The sequence below is a fragment of the Rhizobium sp. BK376 genome (genome assembly GCF_004341625.1).
Classification (GTDB): domain Bacteria; phylum Pseudomonadota; class Alphaproteobacteria; order Rhizobiales; family Rhizobiaceae; genus Rhizobium.
Genome location: NZ_SLZG01000010.1, coordinates 179,531 through 201,081, shown reverse-complemented (window position 1 = coordinate 201,081; position 21,551 = coordinate 179,531). Strand labels below are relative to the sequence as shown.

Annotated in this window: 20 protein-coding genes; 11 read left to right on the top strand and 9 right to left on the bottom strand. The window is 59.6% G+C overall.

Translation table 11 applies throughout. The annotated features are described in order from the left end of the window. Positions 1 to 172: 172 nt before the first annotated feature. Positions 173 to 955 (bottom strand): IS1595 family transposase, encoded by a 783-nt coding sequence (locus EV561_RS22565; RefSeq protein ID WP_132524611.1) that lies wholly within the window; start codon positions 953 to 955, stop codon positions 173 to 175. 532 nt (positions 956 to 1,487) lie between these two features. Between EV561_RS22565 and EV561_RS22555 the strand changes: the two genes are divergently transcribed. Further along, on the top strand, positions 1,488 to 1,748 hold the full coding sequence (locus tag EV561_RS22555; RefSeq protein WP_132524609.1) for a CopG family transcriptional regulator: 261 nt from the start codon (positions 1,488 to 1,490) through the stop codon (positions 1,746 to 1,748). Beyond that, positions 1,720 to 2,055 carry a type II toxin-antitoxin system RelE/ParE family toxin gene (locus EV561_RS22550; RefSeq protein WP_132524635.1) on the top strand — a complete coding sequence of 112 codons (336 nt, stop codon included), beginning with the start codon at positions 1,720 to 1,722 and terminating at the stop codon, positions 2,053 to 2,055. Before EV561_RS22555 ends, EV561_RS22550 begins: the two co-directional genes overlap by 29 nt. Positions 2,056 to 2,624: 569 nt before the next feature. Here the strand turns inward: EV561_RS22550 and EV561_RS22545 are convergent. The 8 genes from EV561_RS22545 to EV561_RS22510 all read right to left on the bottom strand — a co-directional run bounded on the left by EV561_RS22545 (position 2,625) and on the right by EV561_RS22510 (position 10,217). Continuing rightward, a complete protein-coding gene (locus EV561_RS22545) occupies positions 2,625 to 2,843 on the bottom strand; it encodes a hypothetical protein (protein WP_132524607.1) in 219 nt (72 codons plus the stop codon). A 2,162-nt stretch (positions 2,844 to 5,005) separates the two neighbouring features. Then, positions 5,006 to 5,380: an oxidoreductase gene (locus EV561_RS22540; protein WP_132524605.1), complete on the bottom strand. Its 375-nt coding sequence runs from the start codon at positions 5,378 to 5,380 to the stop codon at positions 5,006 to 5,008. 264 nt (positions 5,381 to 5,644) lie between these two features. Next, positions 5,645 to 5,866: a hypothetical protein gene (locus tag EV561_RS22535; RefSeq protein ID WP_132524603.1), complete on the bottom strand. Its 222-nt coding sequence runs from the start codon at positions 5,864 to 5,866 to the stop codon at positions 5,645 to 5,647. 297 nt (positions 5,867 to 6,163) lie between these two features. Next, complete coding sequence (gene hutC / locus EV561_RS22530) at positions 6,164 to 6,880, bottom strand: histidine utilization repressor (RefSeq protein ID WP_132524601.1); 717 nt, start codon at positions 6,878 to 6,880, stop codon at positions 6,164 to 6,166. A 42-nt stretch (positions 6,881 to 6,922) separates the two neighbouring features. Then, positions 6,923 to 7,738, bottom strand: a complete 816-nt coding sequence (locus tag EV561_RS22525) for an ABC transporter ATP-binding protein (protein WP_132524599.1) — start codon at positions 7,736 to 7,738, stop codon at positions 6,923 to 6,925. Then, a complete protein-coding gene (locus EV561_RS22520) occupies positions 7,735 to 8,508 on the bottom strand; it encodes an ABC transporter permease (RefSeq protein WP_132524597.1) in 774 nt (257 codons plus the stop codon). The genes EV561_RS22525 and EV561_RS22520 overlap by 4 nt, the downstream gene beginning before the upstream one ends. A 62-nt stretch (positions 8,509 to 8,570) precedes the next feature. Further along, positions 8,571 to 9,521, bottom strand: a complete 951-nt coding sequence (locus EV561_RS22515) for an ABC transporter substrate-binding protein (protein WP_132524595.1) — start codon at positions 9,519 to 9,521, stop codon at positions 8,571 to 8,573. 111 nt (positions 9,522 to 9,632) lie between these two features. Further along, positions 9,633 to 10,217, bottom strand: coding sequence for a HutD family protein (locus EV561_RS22510; protein WP_245512837.1), 585 nt, complete (start codon positions 10,215 to 10,217; stop codon positions 9,633 to 9,635). Positions 10,218 to 10,616: 399 nt separating this feature from the next. Here EV561_RS22510 and EV561_RS22500 point away from each other — a divergent pair, with 399 nt between their 5' ends. From EV561_RS22500 to EV561_RS22460, 9 genes are all read left to right on the top strand, one after another. Beyond that, positions 10,617 to 11,021 carry a DUF2442 domain-containing protein gene (locus EV561_RS22500; RefSeq protein WP_132524593.1) on the top strand — a complete coding sequence of 135 codons (405 nt, stop codon included), beginning with the start codon at positions 10,617 to 10,619 and terminating at the stop codon, positions 11,019 to 11,021. 62 nt (positions 11,022 to 11,083) lie between these two features. Then, positions 11,084 to 12,067 (top strand): GlxA family transcriptional regulator, encoded by a 984-nt coding sequence (locus EV561_RS22495; RefSeq protein ID WP_132524591.1) that lies wholly within the window; start codon positions 11,084 to 11,086, stop codon positions 12,065 to 12,067. A gap of 256 nt (positions 12,068 to 12,323) precedes the next feature. Next, positions 12,324 to 13,997: an ABC transporter substrate-binding protein gene (locus EV561_RS22490; protein WP_132524589.1), complete on the top strand. Its 1,674-nt coding sequence runs from the start codon at positions 12,324 to 12,326 to the stop codon at positions 13,995 to 13,997. Positions 13,998 to 14,071: 74 nt separating this feature from the next. Continuing rightward, a complete protein-coding gene (locus EV561_RS22485; RefSeq protein ID WP_132524587.1) occupies positions 14,072 to 15,085 on the top strand; it encodes an ABC transporter permease in 1,014 nt (337 codons plus the stop codon). 3 nt (positions 15,086 to 15,088) lie between these two features. Continuing rightward, positions 15,089 to 15,964 (top strand): ABC transporter permease, encoded by an 876-nt coding sequence (locus EV561_RS22480; RefSeq protein WP_132524585.1) that lies wholly within the window; start codon positions 15,089 to 15,091, stop codon positions 15,962 to 15,964. Beyond that, positions 15,961 to 18,054, top strand: a complete 2,094-nt coding sequence (locus tag EV561_RS22475; RefSeq protein ID WP_132524583.1) for an ABC transporter ATP-binding protein — start codon at positions 15,961 to 15,963, stop codon at positions 18,052 to 18,054. Before EV561_RS22480 ends, EV561_RS22475 begins: the two co-directional genes overlap by 4 nt. 2 nt (positions 18,055 to 18,056) lie before the next feature. Then, on the top strand, positions 18,057 to 19,328 hold the full coding sequence (locus tag EV561_RS22470) for an MFS transporter (protein WP_132524581.1): 1,272 nt from the start codon (positions 18,057 to 18,059) through the stop codon (positions 19,326 to 19,328). After that, positions 19,325 to 20,758 carry a dihydropyrimidinase gene (hydA, locus tag EV561_RS22465; RefSeq protein ID WP_132524579.1) on the top strand — a complete coding sequence of 478 codons (1,434 nt, stop codon included), beginning with the start codon at positions 19,325 to 19,327 and terminating at the stop codon, positions 20,756 to 20,758. The genes EV561_RS22470 and hydA overlap by 4 nt, the downstream gene beginning before the upstream one ends. After that, complete coding sequence (locus EV561_RS22460; RefSeq protein WP_132524577.1) at positions 20,755 to 21,528, top strand: SDR family oxidoreductase; 774 nt, start codon at positions 20,755 to 20,757, stop codon at positions 21,526 to 21,528. Before hydA ends, EV561_RS22460 begins: the two co-directional genes overlap by 4 nt. The last annotated feature ends 23 nt before the right edge of the window (positions 21,529 to 21,551 follow it).

Genomic DNA, 21,551 nt, shown 5'->3' with positions numbered 1-21,551 from the left:
CTGGTCTTCCGGGGCGCGCCCCGGAAGACCAGCGGCCGCAGCACCTGGGGAAGATTCAAACGGCACTATTGGGGAGTATTGCTCCGGTACTGACACAAATATCCGCAATCAGGGCTTTCGTTCATGAAAGCCTCGGCTTCGGCCTTCGTCTTGTGGGCGCCACCGACCGTAACTAGGCCCTCTCGGGACTAACACCATCTTCCCATACGAGATCAGGCGGATGGTTCCCCTGCCAGTAGTCGCACAAATTCCTCGACGTCGGTCTCGACAGCGCCTTGTAGAGCATGCCCCAGAGCTGAAGGCCGTTGTCGACGCGACGGTTGTCCTCACGCCAGGCGATCTCGGCCGCGTACCAGTCGAAGTATCGCACCGAGAAGCGGTGATGGATGCCGACGTAGGCTCGCTGTATGCGACTGAAGAAGCTCTCGACGTGGTTGGTGTTGACCCCGCCCTTGGTCTGGTATTCCTGACTGTGATTGACGCGGTGAAGCTCCTGCAGGCCCTCCAGATCATCGTAGCTGAAGTGCTCATCAGCATGAAGTCGTGAACCCTTGCGGACGTGTTTCTTGACCATCTCCCACGCTTCGTTGGAGTCCTCGCTCCGGATGACGCGTGTCAGGGTCTGCTCGCGGCCGCGGCCGAACGACGTCTTCTCCCGGAGCGTCAGGATCGTCAGCCGTTTGAAGTTCTGGTTCTCGGCGCGGCGCCGATCGACACGATCCTCCTTCCGGTTCTCCGGCTTGATGTGCCCGCCTGCGTACTTTCCGTCGATATGGATCTCGCCTTCGAGCATCATCCGGAAGAGCCTCGTCGAGATCGCCTCGCGCATTTTCATGAGGAACACCCATGCCGTCTTGTACTGGCAGCCGAGCTCGCGGGAGAGCTGGAGAGCGCTCTTGCCCTTCACGCTGTTCATGGAGAACCACAGTCCCGCCAGGATGTCCTGGAAGCTCATCTTCCGGAAGGCGAAGACCGTTCCGGTCGTGACCGAGAACTCACGACGACAGGCCTGGCACTTGAAACGGCGGCGCCGGATCTCCCAGCAGTTCGCATGAGAGCAATGGACGCATGTCGGCCTCCCTTCGGTATCCGGCCAGCGGATGAAGCAGAAGGCCTTGTAGGACCGCTCCTCGTCGAAGGTGCGGAGGCTCTTAAGCGAGAAGGTTCGGCAGTAGGGCGATAGCAGGAAGTGCTGGTTGCCCCAATATTTCTACCCTCCGAAGTGCCTCCAGTTCAGAGGAAATGGAGTTCTGCGGCGGAATGACGGACGGCAGGTTGGTCGGCATGTTCAGTCCCTTGAAGATTACACGATACGACAGGACATCGCCGGAGACGGCGAAGTGAAAAATCAGCGTTGTCGTATGTCTATGGACCTGAATCTGCGGCGGACCATACCAGGGCCGCGACGAAGAGTCGATCGGTCGTTGAATTTGACGTTAGTCGGCCGATGAGCTATCTTCGCTGTATTACAAATGGAGGCAAAAACGATGTCAGAACGTGAGCTGTCCGATCCGATCACCATGCGGCTGCCGCTGGATGTGCTATCTGAAATCGAAGGGATCGCTGAAATATGCGATCGCAGCCGAAGCTGGGTCTTCGTCCGTGCTCTGAAATCATATTTAGCCGCAGAGGGACGCGAGATTATCGAACTCGCTCAGGCAAGGCGGGATATTGAAAACGGGCTGGGGCATGATCTTGACGACGTAATTGACGAAGTCGATGCGATCGTCAAGGGAGCGGCTGCTTGAATACGTACGGCGCGAAGCGAAATATCTTAAATCGGGAAGTACCAGAGCAGCTCAACAATTTGCTGATGACATCAAGCGGCTTAGGCAAGGACTCAGCCGCTTTCCGGAGATGGGAAAGTTCAACGACGAAATTCCCGTTCCTGGAGTTTTACGCTTTGTCATGGGACCATATCTCGTTGATTACGAGGTTCTGGGCGACGAGATTTCAATTTTCGCAATCCGTCACGGCCGCGAACGTCCGCCACGCGTTGAGATGGACGACGATTTCGACCTCGAAGAACCTAGTACCGATCCTTGCTTCAGGTAATTCCCTCTTTGGTGGCAGTTGCTACCTAATTCCGGAAATTCGCCCACGGGTTTCGAAACGACTGATCGGACAATCGCTTTCACTTCCACCCATTCGCGTCTCTTCCTCGAATAGATAATCCTGTCTACAGTATTCCAAACGATAAGCCCGGCGAAGAAGATGGAGATTGGAATATAACTCATATGTTCCTTTCGAGAGTGGATGACTGGCTGATCGCAAGTCATCCGCGCGAGAGATAGTTGGTCAAGTGCTGTTGGTCGCTTTATCCCACCCCGCGCTAACCAAGATCGCACTTGATGTTCGTCAATGCGGCTCCAGTGCAATGGTGTGAATATGCCATATGGAGGAGAGCTGGTTTCGATACATCTCTGAACAAATCGCTGTCCATGAAGCACGGTTGTCCGATGCCTTGGGCAAAAAGTTGGATGCCTTGGCGATAGAGGATCTCCTGATCTCGGACGATGCGATTGTCTCCCACGAAGTCAGATGTCTGCTAGAGTCGCTTCGGACACTTCGAAAGCTGATCTCGCAATAATAATTGTCAGTATCAACCCGCCCTTGGTTAGGGTTCAGTTTATTGCCGCGGTACGCGCTAGTATGAGCAACTGCTGCTCGTCCCGCACGCCCCGCTTATAAGAATGAATTATGTGAGCGGCGATCATCTCTTCCTGAGCACTGCCGCGCTCCACGCCCAGCTCCGCCCGAACAATATCGAACACCTTTTGGCATCGATCGAGATCTTCCGAAAAAAGCAGCAGGTCTGACGGATCGATAAATCGCCTTAACATCACCAAACCCTCGCGCCCTTTGCTGGCGGACTATATAGGGTTTCTCGGCGATGTGGATTAATCTTGGCTATTGCCGCGGAAAAAGGCCGCTGCCACAAAGCATCTTGCCCGAAGCAGCAGCCCTACTCTTGATCCCTCTCGATAGAACAGAAACGGGTTTGGCGTGCCTGACCGGATATCGCCCGTTCGGGTTATGGGACCTTCATCGGTGATGGTTAGCGTCCTGGGCACGGTGAGCCGGGCACTCGCGGTTAACGCCGGTGGAAACAAGGGCGCCTGGCACCGCTCACATGGGAATGTAAGCGGAGAATCATGTCCCCTGCGGCCGGAAAGTTCCCGACGGATTCGAGTTTTTTATGGTTATCTGTTGCAATCTTAGGTGCCATTCGGGCCGCAGGTCCTATCCGATCCAGGCGAGCGCTTTTGCAATCTCGACGACAGAACCAATCCGGCCTCCAACGGGTTAAAGTGCAACTATCAGGAGGATGAAATGGATCTGGTCACGACCCTCGCCGCATGTTTTGCCGCCGGCTCTTTTGTCTTTGTAGTTCTGACGCTGCATTGAATTCGACGGCGCTAGCTCTTCAGGCTCGATTTCTTCGAAACTGTCCGGCTCGTAATCGGCATACGAAAAAGCCGTTGCCAGGAGGTCTTAACTGGCAACGGCCGTCCTGCGTCCTTGCCGTACTGTCCCAAACCGGCGAGGAGAGGTGAGCCAGGCAATTTCGGACTTGGGGGCGATTTTGCGTGGCCCGGTCTCACATTGGGATGTGAGCGACCTCAAAAACGCGCAGAAGAAGGAATTGTTCCCGAAAAAAAAGCCCCGCCGAAGCGGGGCAGTTTAAGGGGAAGATACAGGAGTATCAACGGCCGAAAAACGAACGACCGGCTTTCAGGTTCCAACAAAGCTCTTTGAGCCGACGATGTACTAGGGAACGAATCCGGGCAGGAGCCCGAGCAATCGGTAACGCGCGAAAACATCCTCTCGCCCTTCGATCTCGCATTTGAGGGAAGCGGTTTCGGCTTCGTCGAACTTGACTTTGCGGTAGGCTTTTGAACGTCGCATCCGAAAGATCTTCGATTTACTGGCGCAGCCACAAGACGTGTTGACCAACAGAGACAGGACAAGGGATAGCCTTGCGAGGAGGTGGGCAGTTCATCTGTGTAAACTCGATCTTTGGAGTTCAGTGCAAATTGCTAGTCTGAAAGCGGTCGCGATCAAAGATCACGCCCATCCTGGCCGTGATCAGGAGTTGTGCCGTGTCACGAATGCCTTGCTTGTAGGCGTAAATGAGATGGCAAGCTACTAGGTCTGACTCGCAGCTCCGTGGCGTAAAGCCCCCCTCGGAACAAACGATATCAAAGATTTGCTCGCATAGCTCCAGATCCTTTGAGAACAAAGGAAGGTCCGCCGGATGGAGATGCTCCTCAAACACGATAATTTCCAATTTCTCTTACGTCACCCCGACATAGAGCGCGTGGATTAAGAAGCAATAATCGGAAATAGAGAAGCGGCAACCGGGTACCAATCGCAATGCGTCCGATCGCGCATGTGCCGGAAATTATTCAGTCTGACACGGGCCGAAGTTTGATCGAGTGGTCGACCGGCCTCAGCCGATCCAGCCGAGGGCTTTGACGATTTCGATAGTGGCCCACGCGAGACCGAGGACCCAGACGATAGCGATCGCGATCATCAGGATTATGTCGAGGAGGGCTCGGACCATGTTTTGTCGGAACTCAATACGAAGAAAAGCCCGCCTGGCCAGGGGTAAGCACAGACGGGCTTGCTGGGAGCCATCAGCATGACGGCAAATCCTAGATACACCGCCGCTCGCCGATTCGCTTTGCGATTTACGATGGATGAAGCATTTGTGATTGACGTGTCTTCCGCATCATTTCGGATCGCTCGGTATCGATCGCTCGGTATCGATTGGGTGAAGTGGGATTTAAGCGTTAGGGCCGCCTCGTCTGCGGCGTGCCTAGAGGTGGCTCGGATGAGATCGAGCGCCACCCTCAGCGTCAGGCCGTGAACGTTTGCGCAGTGCCTGACATTGGACGTGCGTGCTGCATCGATCACATCGGTATAGGGCGCGGGAAGATCGGAGTGGGGCATCGAGCACCTGGGGAAGAGGCAGCGGAATCCCCGCTGCCTCTTGTCTGAGTCACGGGCAATTCGTAGTCGCCGCCGGGTTTGCTGTCTGATCCTGCGACGTCCCATTGGTGTTTTTGCCGGTGGCTTGACCGTTGCAGTCGCTCGCCTTGCTATTGTCGTTGCTGCCGGCGGTGCTGTTGCCACTGCCGCTGCCCTTGTTGGAATTGCTGCCGCCGTTGGTAGAGCCCGAGCCGTTGGTGGAACCTGTGCCGTTGCTTCCGTTGTTGGTGCCGTTATCAGAACCGGAACCGGAGCCCGTGCCAGAGCTGCTGGACGATCCGGAGTTCGAACCAGAGCCGGAGCCGCTGTTGCCTGAACTTTGAGCCATGGCCGAAGTAGCAAGGGCAAGGGAAAGGGCGGAAACTGCGAGAATTTTCGTAAGCATGTGCTTCTCCTTGTGCAAGGTATGGCAATGCAACCAACGGCAACTTTCGCAGTTCCAGAAATTGTTTTTTCCTGGGATGGAAACATTCGAGCGATTTGGAAGTTCGGCGGTCCTAGGCATGCCCCGTTATCAGAGTGGGGTGATCGCTGCCAATCGGTAAAGCTTCCCCCGCGGGCAGCGGTCTAGCCTCGCCAAGATCGAGGTCGCTGTCGTAAATATGCGCCCCGCGAAAGCTTCAATGGCTGGGCTTCGGGCCTTGACTTCTCAACGGAGGCCTCGTGCCGCCCGGACCATAGCAAGCAGATCCTCGTGTTCATGGACGCCTTGCTGCACCAGCTGAATCGCGATGACACTGATGCGTCTCCATTCCTCGCTGTCACGCTCAATTTTCGCTTCGGCAGCGAGTGCATCAACGATCTTCTGGCATGTCGCGAGATCGTTTGAATCGAGGGGTACGTCAGAGCGGTAAAATGGGACTGTGTTCATGGCGACTTCCTCCTTTCATCGCCGAGGCAACAACAGATTAATTTAATTTGCGCCGTTCAAAATTCAATCTTCAGTCGGCCCTACGCACACCCGAAGTATGGGTGGGGACTCCCGGCGCCGAAAGCGCTTTTCTGCCAGGCGGATGAGTAGCAGGCTGGTCACAATCCAGGCCGCGAGATCGATGGGCAACGCCATCAGGTAGTCTGTTTTCGAAAACCGCCGCGACGAAGGTCGCTTTCGCCAAAAGCAGAGCCGGCACGCCGGTCAACCCGAAGATGAACAGACGCCAGTTTCCGATCAAGTTGGCGCAAATTGCGCCACCAGCTCGTGGCGGTCGCCGGGATAGGTGAGGCGGACGTGGGTGATGTGGGTGTCGCCGCTCCAGGTGCGTCTCTCAACGACGAGGCAGGCGGTGCCGGGTGCGATCGACAGCGCTTCGGCAATCGACTGGCTGGCGGCAAGCGCGCGGATGCGATGTTCGGCGGCACTCCACGGAACCTTTCCGAGCAGCCAGGAACCGGGTGGCAGGGTTTTGAAATCCTCATTGGCCGCTTCTGGTACGGCGGCAAGGCTGATCAACCGCTCCTCGACGCAGAAGGGATGGCCATCGGCGAAATGCCGGCAGTTGATGTCGAGGACGGTGGCAGATGTTGGAAGATCCAGCCGCTCGCGATCCGCCGCCTTGGTGCGGCGCTTCTTCAAGCTGTCGATCGAATAGGCGTAGGAGAGCCCGAGTGCTTGCACTTCGCGGCGCAGATCATGGATTTCCAGCACCGCCGATTGGACATGCGGGTGGCTGACATAGGTGCCGGCCTTGCGGCGACGCTCGATCAGACCGCGCCGGACGAGGTCGGTCAGCGCCTTGTTGACGGTCATGCGCGAGCAGCCGTAGAGCGTCGTCAGCTCGTGCTCGAACGGGATGCGATGGCCCGGCGGCCATTCGCCGGAGAGGATGCGCCCCTCGACGTCGGACAGAATGCGCTGGTGCAGCGGCATGTCCGGCTCCTTGCGCATCTCCCCTCCCATGTCTTTCCCGCGCTTGAGAATATCGGCCCCCTAGCCGTGCTCTGCGGCGGCGATCGCCTCGCTGCGGATTTCTTCTGTCAGCTTCAGGCGCAGCGCCGAAAATTCCGGGCTTGCCTTGACTGTGTAGTGGCGTGGGTGCGGCAGATCGACCGGCGTGATCGACTTGATGCGGCCTGGCCGGGCCGTCATCGTGACGACGCGCGATGCCATGAAGACGGCTTCCTCGATATCGTGCGTGACGAAAATGACGGTCTTCTGCTCGCGTTCCCAAATGCCGAGCAGCAGCTCCTGCATCAGGCCGCGGGTCTGGTTGTCGAGCGCTCCGAAGGGCTCGTCGAGCAGCAGGATCTTCGGGTTGTTGGCAAGGGCGCGGGCAATCGCGGTCCTCTGCTGCATGCCGCCGGAAAGCTGCTTCGGCCAATAGTTCTCGAAGCCACGCAGGCCGACCTTGTCGATATAGCTGTCGACGATCTCCTTCTTCTCCTTCTCCGCAACGCCCTTTTCGCGCAGGCCAAAGGCGACGTTGTCGCGCACCGTCAGCCAGGGAAACAGCGTATAGGATTGGAAGACCATGCCGCGGTCGGCACCCGGCCCTGTGATCGGCTTGCCCTCGAGCGTGACGGTGCCGACCGTCGGCTTGTCGAGGCCGGCGATGATGCGCAGCAGCGTGGACTTGCCGCAGCCCGACGGGCCGAGGATGGTGACGAAATCGTTGCGCGGAATCTCGAGGTCCGTCGGCTGCAAGGCCAGGGTCGGCTGGCCGCCGCGCACGCCCGGAAAGGTGCGACTGACGCCCTTGACGACAAGCTCCACCGGTTGTGTATTCTTCACGGGAGTGCCGCTCATGCCAGCCTCCAGGCGAAAAGGGAGCGGTTGAGCCATTTGAAGGCGAAATCCGATATGAGGCCGATCAGGCCGATGACGATGATGCCGAAGATGATCTGGCCGGTCGCAAGCAGCGCCTGGCTGTTGATGATCATGTATCCGATGCCGGACGAAGCGCCGATCAGCTCGGCGACGATGACATAGGTCCAGGCCCAGCCGAGAACGAGCCGCAGCGTTTCGCCGATATCAGGCGCACTGGCCGGAATGAGGACGCGGCGAACAACACCCGAATCGCCTGCCCCGAGCGTATAGGCGGCTTCAACGAGATCGCGGCGCGTGCCGGAAACGGAAACGGCGACCATGAGCACGATCTGGAAGACGGCGCCGATGACGATGACCAGCAGCTTCTGCGTCTCGCCGATGCCGGCCCAGAGGATGAGAAGCGGCACGAAGGCGGAGGCGGGAAGATAGCGGGCAAAGGAAACGAAGGGCTCGAGCAGCGCCTCGATCGGCTTATAGGCGCCCATGGCGATGCCGAGCGGCACTCCGATCGCAGCAGCGATGACGAAGCCGCCGACAACGCGCCAGACGGTCATGCCGATGTCGAAGAGGAAGCCCTGGTTGACCAGAAGGTCATAGCCGTTTGCGACCATGGTCAGCGGATCGGCCAGGAAGGTCTTGGAAACAAATCCGCCAAGCGTCAGATAAGCCCAGCCGGCGAAGAACAGCACGAAGAACAGCAGGCCGAAGAAGATCCGGCTGCGGGGGCTGATAGGTTCGAGAGGATGCATCGTAACTCTTCAAAGACGGAAGCGCCCAGCGATGGCGGAGCGCTTCCCGGTTGCGTCGATGATTACTGGATGAAGGAGGTGTCAGCCAGCGTCGAAAGATCCGGCTTCGCCTTGATCACGCCGGTCGACAGCAGGAGATCGGCGGCCTGTTCGTTGAAGGTCTTGAACGTGGTGTCGAAGAACTTCTTGTTGGCTGCCTTGTCCTGCCATTCCAGGTATTCAGCCGATTCGCCGAATTCCTTGCCTGATTGCTTCACGTCCTTGCCCATGATCTCGAAGGACTTGTCCTTGTCCTTCTTGATGAGCTCGAGGGCTTCGAAATAGCTGTCGGCAAGCGCCTTGGCAGCCTTCGGATTGGCCTTCAGGAAGGCCGGCGTGCAGCCGAACGTATCCATGACGACGGGGTAGTCGAGGGTCGTGGCGATGATCTTGCCCTTGTCCGGGGCGGCGCGAACGTTCGACAGATAAGGCTCGTAGGTGACGGCCGCGTCGTTCTGGCCGGCGAGGAAGGCCTGGGCTGCCGGACCCGGCTCCATGTTGACGATGTTGACGTCCTTCATGGTCATGCCGTTATGCGTGAGGATCCAAGAGAGCAGGAAATAGGGCGAGGTGCCCGGTGCAGAGGCTGCGACATTCTTGCCCTTGAGATCGGCAACCGTCTTGATGTCAGGCTTGCCGACGATGCCGTCAGCGCCATGCGACATGTCGAGCTGGAAAATCTGCGTCGAGGCCACACCTGCGGCGTTCCAGACGATCCAGGTTTCGACCGTGGTTGCGGCGCACTGGATGGAATCGGATGCCAGCGCCAGATGGCGGCTAGCCTGCGGAACCTTGGCGATGGTCACGTCGAGGCCGTGCTTCTTGAAAATGCCGGCTTCCTTGGCGAGCGTCAGCGGCGCAAAACCCGTCCAGCCGGAAATGCCGATAGCGACCTTGGTGTCGGCTGCCTTGGCAGCGACGGTGGCGCCGAGGCTCATGGCGACGGCTGCAGCTAAAATCAATGCCTTCTTCATAGTCTGAAAACCCCTCTGCTCATTTTCAGGCATCGCACGATCGTGCCTGTTATGCGGGCATACTACGTGCCGATTTTCTTTTGTCTAGACAAAACAAGGGCCATGAGACCCTTAAATTTTATGGAGGCGGATGATGTAGATCGTGCCCTGGCCGGAGAGGGCGACGGCCTCTTCTGTGGCCCCCTGAACGACGAGGCAGTCGCGTGCTGCAAGGCGGCTGCGGTCGGCGCCGACTGTGATCTCGATCTCGCCTCGATCGACCAGAATAAGGGCCGTTTCCGCTTCAAGACGAATCTCGCCGGTGGTTTCGACTGCAAGCCGCTCGACCTGATGCGATATCTTGCCGCGCCGGGTCATCACATTGAGATCAGTGATCGGTCCGTCGGCTAGGGTCGCCGATGTCACTGCATCCGCAGGGAAGGGCAGGGGCACGCTGTCCCGCGTCAGCAGGATGGGGTCGTGTCCTTCGATGCTGAGCGCCATGCCTGCCCCCTCGAGGATCGAAAGCGTGCGGTCGGTGTCGGGAAAGATGGAGAAAGGACCATCGGTGGCGACGGTCGCCATGCTGATGCGCCAGTCGAAATCGGCAAGACCCGCCCCCTCGGGCGAGACGATGATCTCGACAGTCTCACCACCGCCGTTCTTCCAGGGCATGCGACGATAGTCTTGGGCGCGCAGATGCGTCATCCGAGGCATTGGGCTCATGATCATTCCCTTGATTTTGATTACCTGCCGTATCGCATGAACAGGCCCGAGCGGGGAAGCCGGAAAAGGATACCGATGTTCAGCCACTGCGCTCTCGTCGGTACGGCCATTTTATTGCGATCAAATGATACCACGATCCGTCACTTGTAAAACCTAACATCTTGGGTTATTTTGAATATGGTCACGCTTCCACGCCAGCATGGAATGCGCTTCGTCATCTATACTGCCGATCATGAGCTGCCGCACGCACATGTCGTTGGCGCAGGAGAAGCGCGATTGAGATCGTCAACCTGACGGTCACCACGCATATGTCCGACAACGATGTCCGCCGAGCGATCGCGGTCATAGAAGAACACCAACAGTTGTTTCTCGATACCTGGAGAAAATCTAATGATTGAGATCAGTGATGCAGAACTCTCTCAGGCAAAGCAGCGCTGGGAGATGGAGCGCGCAGAGAGGCCGATCCCGGCATTCGTTCGTTTCGATGCCTTGTCTGAGCGCGTTATCGTGGAATTCACGAACGGCGCCGCCTTCATGTTTCCGGCTCGCTCGCTCCAGGGTCTGGAAGAAGCGACGACAGAGCAACTGGCCGAAGTCGAGCTTCTGGGCGAGACGGGTCTGCATTGGGAAAGTCTTGATGCCGACTATACGGTATCAGGGCTTATGAACGGAATATTCGGAACAAGGGCATTCATGGAAGCTCAGCGTCGAGGCGGCCAGTCACGCTCGCCCGCCAAAGTCGCGGCAAGTCGCGCAAACGGCGCCAAGGGTGGCCGCCCCAGGAAATCCGTATAGCGCTCCTGATTTCTGGCGCAGACTTAATCACCTCTCTCGGCACCTGTGTTATATCTTCGTCGATGACGCGCCAATCCTTCTCTCTCGATCAGTTGAAACATAGCGGGCAGCCCGTTCGCATCGGCTTTTTCCTCGCGCCCGACTATCCCCTGATGACTTTTTCCGCGGCGCTCGATTCGCTGCGCCAGGGAAACCGGCTGATCAAGCGGAAGGCATTCGAATGGGTGCTGATTTCGATGGATGGGAAAGACGCGCGCTCCAGCAGCGGCCTGGCTTTTCCTGTTGATTTCGCCATGGCGCAGGCGCCGAAATGTGACATCCTTTTCGTCTGTGCGGGTGTGAACTACACCGAGAGTTACGATCCTGCCCTGTTCTCATGGCTCAGGCGCATTTATTCCGAGGGTTGCGTTCTCGGCGCCGTGAGCACGGCCGTTTTCTATCTTGCCAAGGCCGGGTTGCTCGAAGGGCGGCGCTGCGCCATCCATTGGGAGTCGCTACCGACCTTTCGCAGCGAATTCCCGAACTGCCTGGCGACGGACGATATCTTTGCCGTTGACGGGCGCATCATCACGTCTTCCGGCGGCACGGTCACGCTCGACATGATGCTCTATCTGATTGCCGCCATCGAGGGGCGGGACCTTGCGGCGAAAATTTCCGACCAGTTCAATCATCCGCGCATGCGCCGACAGGATGATGCGCAGCGCATGGTGCCGGAAGATCGCTTTGGCATCAGAAATGCCAAGCTCGGCTTCGTCATCCGGCGAATGGAAAGCAGCCTTTCTGATCCGATCGAGATTTCGGAATTGGCCGAAAGCATCAATGTCTCGTCCCGCCAGCTGGAGCGCCTCTTTCGGACGAACCTGAACAAGAGCCCATCGCGGTTCTACATCGATTTGCGCATGGCAAGGGCGAAGGAGCTTCTGCTCCATACCGATCTCAGCGTCGGCGAAATTGCCAGCGTTTGCGGCTATGAATCGCCGTCGCATTTCAGCCGCTTTTATCGGCAGCATTTTCGCGAGAGCCCGGCGGCGACACGCCGTTCCTGAACCCTCAGGATGCAAGCATGAGCTGTCATTCCGCACTGCAAAAGCTGCTTGCGGATGCAATATAGCGCCATGTCGCCTTACGCATATATCATGTCGGATGAGTGCATTCTGTCCTACCGATATTGGCCCTAGATTTGTTTCTGACGGCGAAAACGGACATCAGATCCGCGCGATAATAGATGCTGCAGAGCACAATGCCTGCATCGCATCCACACAATAAATGGGAACTGCCTGCTCGAACTCGGAGACCACGATCTTGGAAAAGAACCAGCATCCTTATATCCCGACTCTCGTCAAAGAGCTGACTGACGGGAGCATCAGCCGCAGGGACTTCCTGCGCAAGTCAACGCTTCTCGGCCTTTCGGCCGCAGCGGCCTATTCCGTCGCCGGAATGGTCGACCCTTCCAGCGCGGTCAAGGCCGATGACATGCCGAAGGGCGGCAATCTGCGCATCGGCATGCGCTGCATGGAAATCAAGGACCCGCACCTCGCCGACTTCGCCGAAAAGTCGAACGTCATCCGCCAGGTCTGCGAATACCTGACGTTCACCGACCGTAACAACATCACCCATCCCTATCTCCTCGAAAAATGGGACGTCAGCGACGATCTGAAGACCTGGACGCTGCATGTTCGCAAGGGCGTCAAGTGGCGCAAGGGCGGCCGTGAGCTCAATGCAGACGACGTCGTCTGGAACCTGAAGCGCGTCAGCGATCCGAAGGTCGGCTCGTCGGTGCTGGGTCTCTTTACCGGCTATCTCGTCAAGGAATATGACGCCGGCGAGAAGGACGAAAAGGGCAATCCGAAAAAATCGAGCAAGCTCTGGGCCGACAACGCGATCGAAAAGGTCGACGACTATACGGTTCGCCTGAACTGCTACGCACCGCAGATTGCCGTGCCGGAACATCTCTACCACTATCCGATGTTCATTCTCGACCCCGCCGACAACGGAGCCTTCGGCCCTGATGCCAATGGCACGGGCCCGTTCGAAATGACTGAATACACGGTCGGCAAGGGCGCAAAGTACAAGGCGCGTACCGACTACTGGGGCACGGGTCCCTATCTCGCCACGTTCGAATATGTCGATCTTGGCGACAATCCGGGCGCCGGCATTGCGGCGATGGCATCCAAGCAGGTCGATGGCCTCTCGGAAGCAGACGCGGTGCAGATCAATGCCATGAAGAACTTCCCTCATGTGGCTGTCTACAAGGTCGAAACGACCCAGACCGTCGTCGCCCGCATGCATCCTGACGTCGAGCAGTTCAAGGACAAGCGCGTTCGTCAGGCCATGCGTTATGCGATCGACCGCGACAAGGTGATCCAGACCTCACTCCTCGGCGCGGGCACGCCGGCGGAGGATCACCATGTCGCGCCGTCGCATCCCGAATACGCGGCTCTGCCGAAGTATCCGCGCGATATCGAGAAGGCCAAGAAGCTGCTTGCCGATGCCGGTTATCCGAACGGCTTCGAATTCGACATGGTGACGCGTCCGGACCCGATCTGGGAACTCAACACGGCGCAGGTCCTAGCCGAACAGTTCAAGGACATCGGCGTCAAGATCAACATCAAGTCGCTGCCGAGCGCCCAATATTGGGAAGTGTGGACATCGGCGCCGTTCAGCCTGACGGCCTGGGGCCACCGGCCGCTCGCCATCATGACGCTGTCGCTTGCCTATCGCTCGAATGCCGCCTGGAACGAATCCCACTATGCCAATCCGGAATTCGATCAGCTGCTGACCCAGGCAGAGGGCATCCTTGACCCAAAGGAACGCAGCAAGGTCATGGCAAAGATCGAGGCGATCATGCAGGATGACGGGCCGATCGTTCAGCCCTTCTGGCGCGTCTTCTCGACCGTGATGGACAAGAAGGTCAAGGGCTTCGAGCTCCATCCTTCGCAGTATATCTTCGCGCATCAATACGCGATCTCCGCTTAACGAACGGTGCCGTATTCGCCCGGTATTGCCGGGCGAATATCCGCTGATCGCGCGTAACTCGGACTGATGTTCCAATGTCGAAATTTCTTGTAAAACGGCTGATCATGATGCTGCTCACCATGCTGTGCGCATCATTCCTGGTCTTTGCGGTGTGCGAGTTCACGCCCGGAAGCGTGGCGCGCAAGTCGCTCGGCCCCTTCGCGACACAGCAGCAGGTCGATATCCTGACTGAGAAGCTGAAGGCCAACGATCCGCTCATCGTGCGCTACGGCCGCTGGCTCGGCGTTCTCGTCGGCGCCATCCCCGATCCGTTGCAGGACCCGAGCACGGGCCTGAACTTCAAGGATCCGCGCGGCGCGCAATACTTCGGCAATTTCGGCTATTCGACGCTCAACAAGCTGCCGGTCAACGACGTGATCTGGAACAGGCTCGGCAATACCGCGATCCTGGCAGGCCTCGCCTTTCTCCTGATCGTGCCGTTGTCGATCATCTTCGGCATCCTGTCTGGGCTGAAGGAGGGCGGCGTGCTCGACCGCACGCTCTCGGTCATCTGCATTACCTTCACCTCCATTCCGGAATTCGCCTCCGGCGTCTTCCTGGTGACCCTCTTCGTCATTCTCTGGCCGATCCTGCCCGGCACCAGCCCGCTGAACAGCGACGGCGGATGGCCGGTCCCGTCACAGTTCGTGCTGCCGGTCGCGGTCCTTGTCATCTACGATTTCGGCTATGTCGCCCGCATGATCCGCGTCTCGATGATCGGCGTGATGGAGCGGCCCTATATTCGCACCGCAGTCCTGAAAGGCATGAATACGCGCCGCGTTGTTCTGGGTCATGCGCTTCGTAATGCGATGATCGCCCCCTTTACGGTGCTGCTGCTGCAGATCAACTTCCTGATCAGCGGCGTCGTAGTAACCGAACTGGTCTTTGCCTATCCGGGCTTCGGTCGGCTGATCCTCGATGCGAGCCTCTTCGGCGACATCGCGACCCTTGAGGCCGCGACGCTGATCACTGTTGCCGTCGCTGTCGTAACGCAGCTGCTGGGCGATCTCGGCTACATGCTGCTCGATCCACGCATCCGGGTGAGGTGAACCATGGCGCTTCAAGACAATATCGCTGGCGTCAAGGTCGTACCGGCAAAGCGTGCCGCCCGGCCGAACTGGATGCGCATCTTCCATTCGAAGACGGCCGTCGTCGGGCTATTCCTGGTGGCCTTCTGGGTCGCTGCGGCGCTGCTTGCACCCATCCTACCGCTGCCTTCGCCGACCGATTCCGACGTGATGGCGATGGGCAATCCGTTCCCGTCGGCTGCGCACTGGCTGGGTACGGATATTCTCGGCCGCGATGTGCTCGCCCGGTTGATCTTCGGTGCACGCACGGTTCTGTCTGTCGCCCCGCTCTCGGTCGCGGTCGCAATGATCGTCGGCATCACCATGGGCATGGTGGCGGGTTACTATGGCGGCTGGATCGACACGCTGATCAGCCGCTTCTCCGACATCATCCTCGCCTTCCCGGTCCTCGTGATCTACGTGATCCTGATCGCCAATATCGGCCCCTCGGTTCTGAACATCGTCATCGCGACGACGATCGCCTCGGCGCCGGGCATCGGCCGCATCACCCGCGGCTTGGTCCTCGGGTTGAAGGAGCAGGAATATATCGCGGCCGCCAAGCTGAGGGCCGAGAGCACGATCTACATCATGCTCGTCGAGCTCCTGCCGAACTGCCGCAGCATGCTGATCGTCGATGCCTGCCTGCGCATCGGCTACACCATCATCACCATCGGCATCCTCGGCTTCCTCGGTCTTGGCCTGCCGCCACCGAACCCGGATTGGGGCGGCATGGTCAAGGAAAGCGTGACCGTGCTCAACGTCTGGCCGCTAATGTCCCTGATACCGTCCGCAGCGCTTGTCAGCCTCGTCCTTGGCTTCAATCTGCTTGCCGACGGCATGCGCGAGGCCTGGAAGCCATGAACCTGACCGTATCCAACCTGCAAGGAGTTACGATGTCCGGCGCACCGATGTCCGATCTCGAACCCCTCCTCGATATCAGGGACCTGAGGATCGAGTTTCGCGGAAAGACCGATACCGTTGTCGCGGTCCCGAGCCTCTCCTTCAGCGTCCGGCCGGGGGAAAGCTATGGTCTCGTTGGGGAATCTGGGTGCGGCAAGAGCACGACCGCCATGGCGATCATGGGCTATCTCGGCAATACGGGTGTGATTGCCAATGGCAGCATCCGCTTCGACGGCAAGGAGCTTGTCGGCGCCAGTGCCAGGGAATTGCGGGCCATCAGGGGCCGTCGCATCGCCATGGTCTACCAGGATCCGATGAGCGCGCTCAATCCGGTCAAGACGATCGGGTCGCAGCTCGCGGAGGTGCCGCTGCTGCATCTGGGGTCGACGAAGAAGGAGGCCATGGAAATGGCCGCCGCGATGCTGGATGACGTCCGCCTGCCCGATGCCGGCGATATGCTGAAGCGCTATCCGCACCAGCTCTCCGGCGGTCAGCAGCAGCGCGTCGTCATTGCCATGGCGCTGCTGGCGCGGCCGTCGCTGCTACTGCTCGACGAGCCGACGACCGGGCTCGATGTCACGGTCGAAGCCGCCGTCATCGACCTGATCGGCGAGCTCAGGAAGCGTTATTCGACCAGCCTGCTGTTCATTTCCCATAATCTCGGCCTGATTGCCGAGACCTGCGACCGTGTCGGCATCATGTATTCCGGCGAAATGGTCGAGGAGGGGACGACCGCCGACCTGTTCCGCAAGCCCCGCCACCCCTATACGCAGGGGCTGATCGACTGCATTCCCGATATCGGCAGCGACAAGCGCAGCCGCTCGCTCGCCGCCATTCCCGGCCATATTCCGTTGCCGCAGGAGCGGCCGGAAGGCTGCTTCTTCGGGCCGCGCTGCTCAGGCTTCACCGCCGGTCTCTGCGACCGACCTGATCTCGACCTGACGTCGGCCGGAGCCGATCATCTCGTCCGTTGTGCCCGCTGGCAGGAGATGGACCGGCCCCGCACAATTCTGCCGCCGACGCTATCCAGCACGGCCCAGCAGGAAGAAGCGATCACCCTATCCGACGTAACGAAGCTTTACCGGATCAGCGCTCAGAAGGCGGTCAAAGCCAACGAGGCGGTGTCCTTTAGCGCCCGCAAGGCCGAGATCGTCGCGCTGGTCGGCGAATCCGGCTGCGGAAAGTCGACGCTGGCGCGCATCGTCACCGGTCTGGACAGTGCGACTTCAGGATCGATCCGCATGGCCGGCGAGAACATCGCCGAGCTTCAGGCACGCGAGCGTCCGCGGCATCTGCTGCAATCCATCCAGATGATCTTCCAGAATCCGGACAGTACGCTCAACCCGTCCCACTCTGCCGCCTTCTCGATCCGTCGCTCGATCAAGAAGTTCGGGGTCCGCAAGGGCAAGGCCGCGATCGAGCAGCGGGTCCGGGAGCTTCTGGAAATGGTGCGCCTGTCGCCCACGGTTGCCGATCGCAAGCCGAGCCAGCTCTCCGGCGGACAGAAGCAGCGCATCGCCATTGCCCGCGCCTTTGCCGCTGATCCGTCGCTGATCGTTGCCGACGAACCGGTCTCGGCGCTCGACGTCTCGGTTCAGGCAGCGGTCGTTACCCTGCTTCTCGACATCCAGCGAGAGAAGCATACGACGATGCTGTTCATCAGCCATGACCTGGCGCTCGTCCGGCACGTCGCCGACAAGGTCGTCGTCATGTATCTCGGCAAGGTGATGGAGAAGGGCACGGTCGAGGAGGTCTTCGGCGGCGGAACTCACCCTTATACCGAAGCGCTGATTTCGGCGATCCGCAGCCCGAACCCCGACGAGGAACCGCGCGAACGGATTCGGCTGACCGGCGAAACGCCGAGCCCGGTCAATGTGCCTGCGGGCTGTCGCTTCGCGACGCGCTGCCACCGAAAGGTCGGCGCGATCTGCGATAGCGTTGCCCCGCCGATCCGGCAGATGTCGGACACACACGAGATCGCCTGCCATATCGAGGAAGAAAAACTGCGCGCCGAACTGCCGGTCTATGCCGCAGCGGCAACAAGGGAATAGCGATGAGCGGCGAAGCATCCATGGGTGCGAGTTTCTGGAAGCGGGCAACGCGATTTCGCGCGCTTGTCCCCGTCATGGTCGCCATTTGCGTGATCGGCACGGGCAACAGCCTGTTGACCACATCGGTATCGCTGCGCCTCAGCGAGCCGGATGTCGATCCCGGCGCGGTGCAGCTGCTCCTGACCGGTTTTCCGGTCGGCTTTCTCGCAGGCTGCCTCGCCGCGCGTTTCCTGGTCTCGCGTTTCGGCCATCGTGGCACCTTCCTGGCCGTCGGTTTCCTGGCGGCTTTCGCAGGATTCGGCTACATGGCGACATCGGCAGCGTCGGTCTGGCTCGTGCTGCGACTTCTGAACGGCTTTGCCATGGCGGTGATATTCGTCGTCTCGGAAAGCTGGATCAATCTCTATGCGGACGAGCGTAATCGCGGCTCCTATTTCTCGCTTTATATGATGATGACGTCGCTCGCCGTGCTCTTCGGCCAGCTCATGGTCGAGGCGGCAGGCCCGCATTCCCCCTATCTCTTCCTGATCGCGGCGATGACGGTGACGATCGGTGTGCTCTATTGCCGGTTCGTCGGCCGTCCCTGGCCGTCTCTGCCCATGCGTAATATTCGCCCGCTGCAGGCCGACGTCACATCCGCCGATCAACGCTATGGCCTGTGGAAGCTCGCGATCCTTGCGCCCGTCACCATCATCGCGGTCTTCCAGGCTGGCATGACCAATATGAACGTCTTCGCCTTGACGCCGCTCTACGGCGCGAAGATCGACCTTCCGGCTGCAACGACGGTCGGGCTGGTGACGGCATTCAGCCTGGGCGGCATGCTGGCGCAGACACCGGTCGGCTGGCTCTCCGATCGGATGGACCGCCGCTGGATGCTGCTGGTTCAAGGCATTCTGGCAGCGATGTTGTGCGTCTCAATCATCGTGCTCGGAACCGAACTCGTACCGCTGCTCTTCGTGCTTTTCTTCCTCTATGGCGCAACGGCATTGACGATCTATCCCGTCGGCATCGCCTTCGCCAATTCGCAGATCGACAGTCGCCATATGGTTTCCGCTTCCGGCGGTCTTCTGCTGCTCTATTCGATCGGCAATGTCATGACGCCGGGCGTTGCCGCCGGTCTCATGGAGCATGTGGCGCCCTATGCACTCTTCATCATGCTTGGCAGCGGCGCGGCGCTTGTTGCCGTCGGCGCCTGCTTCAATCTTCGCCGCAAGGCGGTCCATTCGGACTTGCACGTTTCGCCAGACTGCCTCGTTTCCGGAGCCAATGAATGATCAGGGATTCCCGCTTCGATCTCGTTATTCGCGGAGGCCGCGTCGTGCTTCCGGAGGAGACCCGCGACATCGATATTGGCGTTTGTAACGGTGTGATTGTCGCGCTGGCTGCCGACCTGCCCGAGGGACGCCAGGAGATATCAGCCGAGGGGCGCCTGGTCCTGCCCGGCGGTGTCGACAGCCATTGCCACATGGACCAGCAGCCCTGGGAGGGAAAGGCGACCGCCGACGACTTCAATACCGGCACCCTATCGGCGCTCTGCGGCGGCACGACGACCGTCATCCCCTTTGCGATGCAGATGCGCGGCCAGTCGCTGCGCGATATCGTCGAAGATTATCATGAGCGGGCGCGGCCAAAGGCGCATATCGACTATGGCATTCACTTGATCGTCGGCGACCCGTCGCCGGAAGTGCTTCGCGACGAGATCCCGGCGCTGATTGCCGAGGGCTGCACTTCGATGAAGATCTACCTCACCTATGACGGACTGAAGCTCGACGATTACGAGGTGTTGAACGTCCTCGATCTCGCCCGGTCCCATGGCGCAATGGTGATGGTGCATGCCGAGAACGACGCCTGCATCCGCTGGCTCACCGAAAAGTTCATCGCTGCCCGCAAGACGCAGTTGCGCTATCACGAAAAGGCCCATTCCGAGATCGGCGACCGCGAGGCGACCTTCCGCGCCATCAGCCTGTCGGAACTGATCGAGACGCCGATCCTCGTCAGCCATGTCGCTGCCGGCGGTGCCGTCGAAGAAATCCGCCGCGCCAAGGCGCGGGGATTGCCGATCTATGCCGAGACCTGCCCGCAATATCTGTTCCTATCGGCCGAGGACATCGACACCCACGATCTCTCCGGCTCGAAATGCGTCTGCACGCCGCCGCCGCGCGACAAATCGAACCAACCGGATATCTGGCGTGGTATTCTCGACGGCACGCTCGAGGTCTTCTCATCCGACCATTCGCCGTGGAACTATGCCGACAAGATCGCCGGCGGCCCGGATACACCCTTCAATCGCATTCCAAACGGTATTCCCGGCATCGAGACGCGGCTGGCGCTATTGTTTTCAGCTGGTGTCAACGGCGGCCGCATGTCGCTGCAGAAATTTGTCGATCTGACGTCTGCAGCCCCCGCGCGGCTCTTCGGCCTTTATCCGCGCAAGGGGCTGATTTCGGTGGGATCGGATGCCGATATCGCCATCTGGGATCCGGATCGTGTCGTCACCATCAATAACGACATGCTGCATCACGCGACCGATCATACGCCGTATGAAGGGCAGACCGTTCGCGGCTGGCCGGTCATGACAATCTCGCGCGGCGAATTGGTGTGGAATGATGGCGAGGTGCTGTCGGTTCCAGGCCGCGGCCGGTTCGTTCCCCGGCAGCGGCCATTCCCGCCGCAGCAGGGCTTGTCACGGATCCTCGCGTCATGACCGCGGCAGAAAATCCCATGAGCCAGCGGCTTGCCGGCAAGGTGGTCATGATCACGGGTGCCGCAAGCGGCATCGGTGCGGCGATTGCACGTCGGTGCCTTGCCGAAGGCGGCAGCGTCGTCTGTGCCGACCAGTCGGAGGATGCGATTTTCAACCTTGCCGAAGGCCTCGGCCCCTGCGCTGTCGCCGTTCGCTGCGACGTAAGGGATCAGCGCTCGATGGAGCGGGCGATTGATACGGTCCGCGGCCGTTTCGGGCGGTTGGACGGGTTGGTGCACAATGCGGCCGCACCTTCGCTTGACGGCACGGTCGTCGATCTCAGTGAAGAGCAATGGCGTCTCGAAATCGATGTCAGCCTCACCGGCGCGTTTCTGGCGAGCAAGTTCGCCATTCCGTTGATGGCGGCTGGCGGAGGTGGTTCGGTCGTTCTGATTGCCTCCCAGTTTGCGCATGTTGCGACGGGCAAGGCTGTCGCCTATTGCGCCGCCAAGGCCGGTCTCGTTCATCTCGCCAAGGCGATGGCGATCGACCACGCAGCCGAGGGCATTCGCGTCAATAGCCTGTCACCCGGAGCCGTCGCCACGCCGCGGCTTTTGCAGCGCTGGCCCGATCTGGAGGCCGCGGGCAAGGCGCTTGGCCCGGCCCATCTGCTTGATCGGATCGCGCAACCAGAGGAAATCGCGGCGGCGACCGCCTTCCTCCTCTCGCCCGATGCCTCCTTCGTGACCGGCACCGATCTTCTCGTGGATGGTGGCTATGCAGTGCGCTGATCATCTTTCCCGTAATCAATTGG